This window comes from Microvirga arvi, from assembly GCF_016892765.1.
Lineage (GTDB): Bacteria > Pseudomonadota > Alphaproteobacteria > Rhizobiales > Beijerinckiaceae > Microvirga > Microvirga arvi.
In genome coordinates, this window is the sequence record NZ_JAFEMD010000147.1 from 1 (window position 1) to 2,708 (window position 2,708).

At 56.5% G+C, this 2,708-nt stretch carries 2 protein-coding genes; one reads left to right on the forward strand and one right to left on the reverse strand.

Annotated elements, in window-relative coordinates:
- Positions 1-26 precede the first annotated feature (26 nt).
- Complete coding sequence (locus ILT44_RS30105; RefSeq protein WP_204243281.1) at positions 27-1,238, forward strand: tyrosine-type recombinase/integrase; 1,212 nt, start codon at positions 27-29, stop codon at positions 1,236-1,238.
- A 41-nt stretch (positions 1,239-1,279) separates the two neighbouring features.
- Here the strand turns inward: ILT44_RS30105 and ILT44_RS30110 are convergent, their stop codons facing one another.
- On the reverse strand, positions 1,280-2,299 hold the full coding sequence (locus ILT44_RS30110; protein WP_204243282.1) for an ABC transporter substrate-binding protein: 1,020 nt from the start codon (positions 2,297-2,299) through the stop codon (positions 1,280-1,282).
- Positions 2,300-2,708 lie beyond the last annotated feature (409 nt).

Here is a 2,708-nt window from a genome sequence, read left to right on the forward strand (position 1 = left end):
GGCATAAGTAGGTCGGGAAACGCGATATGGCTCCTCCTTTGAAGCGGAAGCTCAGGCTCTCGGACGCGGTTGTGAGAAAACTCCCCGTAGGCCGAAGTTGGGACACTGACATCGGCGGCTTCGGAGCCAAGGTCTACTCGACTGGGAAAGTGCAATTCATTCTGAGATACCGCTCTCGCGATAAGCGGCAACGTGAATTTCGAATCGGTCAGTTTGGGGTGATCGATACGGATGAGGCACGCCGGAAAGCACGGGTATTGCTCGGGCGCATCAGTGAAGGTCATGATCCAGCTTGGGAGCGGAAGATCGAACTGGCATCCGCAACTTTGTTTAACGAAGTCATCGACCGTTATCTTGTCTTCGCTCAGGGACATCATAAGGAAAGTTCGTTCAAGGAGGTCAGCCGGTTCTGTCGTCTCCATATACGTCACCATTTCGGGGACGTTTTGGTGTCAGACCTGACAAGGGGACAGGTGCAACAGGTCTACGACCGACTTCGGCAAGCGCCGCATGTGCGGGCAAAGATCATCCAATGGTCCCGAGCGATCTGGGCATGGGCGGAAAAACGAGACCTTGTTGGGGATAGTCGCAATCCATTTGTGATCGTAATCAACGTGAGGAAGCCGCGACGGGATCGCGTGCTATCCCCCGAGGAGTACCAGCGCCTCTGGGCAGCACTCGAACGGCATCGCTATCGGGGCGTGATTCCAAACGTTTCTCTCTGGGCCATCGAGTTCTTGATGTTATCTCCGTTGCGGAAGACCGAAGCATTCCGTCTCCGGTGGGAAAACGTGGACTTCGGGCAGCGGGTAATCCGGGTTATCGAGCACAAGACCGACCGGCACGATGGTGTTCTGGATGTCTTTATGAGCGATGCCCTCGAACAGCTACTCCGAACAATTCCCCGTTGTTGCGACTGGGTGTTTCCTCGACCTGACGCTCGTCATGGACACATCGCGAGCGTCGATAAGGGTTGGCTCGCTATCCGCAAGGAGGCGGGGCTGCACGAGGGTAGGGACCGCGTGACGCTTCACGATCTTCGTCGTAGCTGGAATAGTGTAGGGGCGAAGCTGGGTTATGGTCCCGAAGCCATGGGAAGAGTGCTGGGCAATTCAGCCCGAGTGAACGAGATGCACTACTGGCATCTCTCATCGGACTTAAAGCGAGAGATCACTGCGCGGGTCGCTGAGGCTGTAGCTGCGTTTCGAGATAAGAGTAGTACAACCCGATCTAATTGAGACAGCCCATTCCAAAATTTGTGATCTAAACGCAGACAGGTTCATTCGATCACCTCGTCGGCACGGACAAGGAGATCGGGCGGAATCTCGACCCCTAACGCGCGGGCTGTCTTCAGATTGATGACGAGTTGAAGTTTCGTCATTTGGTCGATGGGGAGTGTCTCGGGTCTCGCGCCCCGCAGGACGGCATCGATCTGGGGTGCCATGTGGCGCTGGACTTCATCGTTGTCCACCCCATAGCTCAGCAAGGCACCATCCTGGGCAAACTGCGGATGCTCAGAGAGCATGTGGATGCCGTACTTCAACGCAAGATCACTGATCAGTTTGCGATTGCCGAACGTGAATGGGGTCGCGATGAGATAGAGGAGCCTATATCCGTCCTGCTGCATGGCCCTAAAATGTTGCTCCAAGTCTTCGGGGCGGGATTGGTGGGGATATACGCGCCACTCGATGCCAAAGCGGTCCACGGCCCGGTTTAGCTGATCTTCTAGGCGTTTGTAGTACGTGGCATCTCCTCCCACCCGCTCAAGGACCGCAACTTTCGTCAACGCAGGAATCAACTCTCTGGCGAGTTCAATGCGCTTAACGGCAAGATCGAGGCCCAGGTCAGCCACCCCGGTGATATTGCCTCCCGGTCTCGCAAGAGACTGAACAAATCCATCGCCCACGGGATCGGGGGTGGACATGACAATCGGAATGGTGGTCTTCGTCGCCTTTAACGCGTGGATCGCTGGGCTACTCTGGGTCTCCAGCAACTCGGGCTGTCGGGCGACGAGTTCGGCGGCGAGTTTGTCAAGGTCCCAGAGCCGCCCGCCTGCGGAAACGCAATCCCATACGAAGTTCTGTCCTTGTTTCCACCCCCGCTCAGCCAGAGCCGTAGTGAGAGCGTCTTCGGCTTCGAAAAGGTTGTTGGGTGGGCAAGGATCAGCCATCAAGAGTCTGCCGATTCGGCGAGGCTGCTCCGCAGCGGCTTGGGCGACAGACATCAGGCCGAGGACAAGGCTGGAAATGGCGAGAATGCACGCGCTTCTGATACGAAATCCCAAACGGCATCGGCGCATGACTTCCTCCGAGCACGATTCCGGCGAGAGGCCGCTGGGTTCGGAGTTCGCTTCCACGGCACACGGCTGCGCGACCACGGCGAACGCTCTCACTCCGGACCTAATGAAGCCTCGGCTAATAGTGAAGCATCGTACTTCTATGAGGTATAATGGACAAACCGCATCAGGGGGTAATCAGTCCGGTCCAGTCTGCCCAAAACAGACCAGTAGGTTGCGGATCAGAGTTCCGGCTGTCCTCGGAATCTGTCCCCAGACAACGGGATCGATTGAGCTTTCATCGCATCGCCTGGGCATGCCTGAACGGCGTTCACGCTGACGAGGTGATTGAATAGCGTACACGATAACCAATGTGAGCGTTGGTTGAGGTTCCGCTTTAAGATTTCGTCCTCACACCGCAGGCATGATGTTT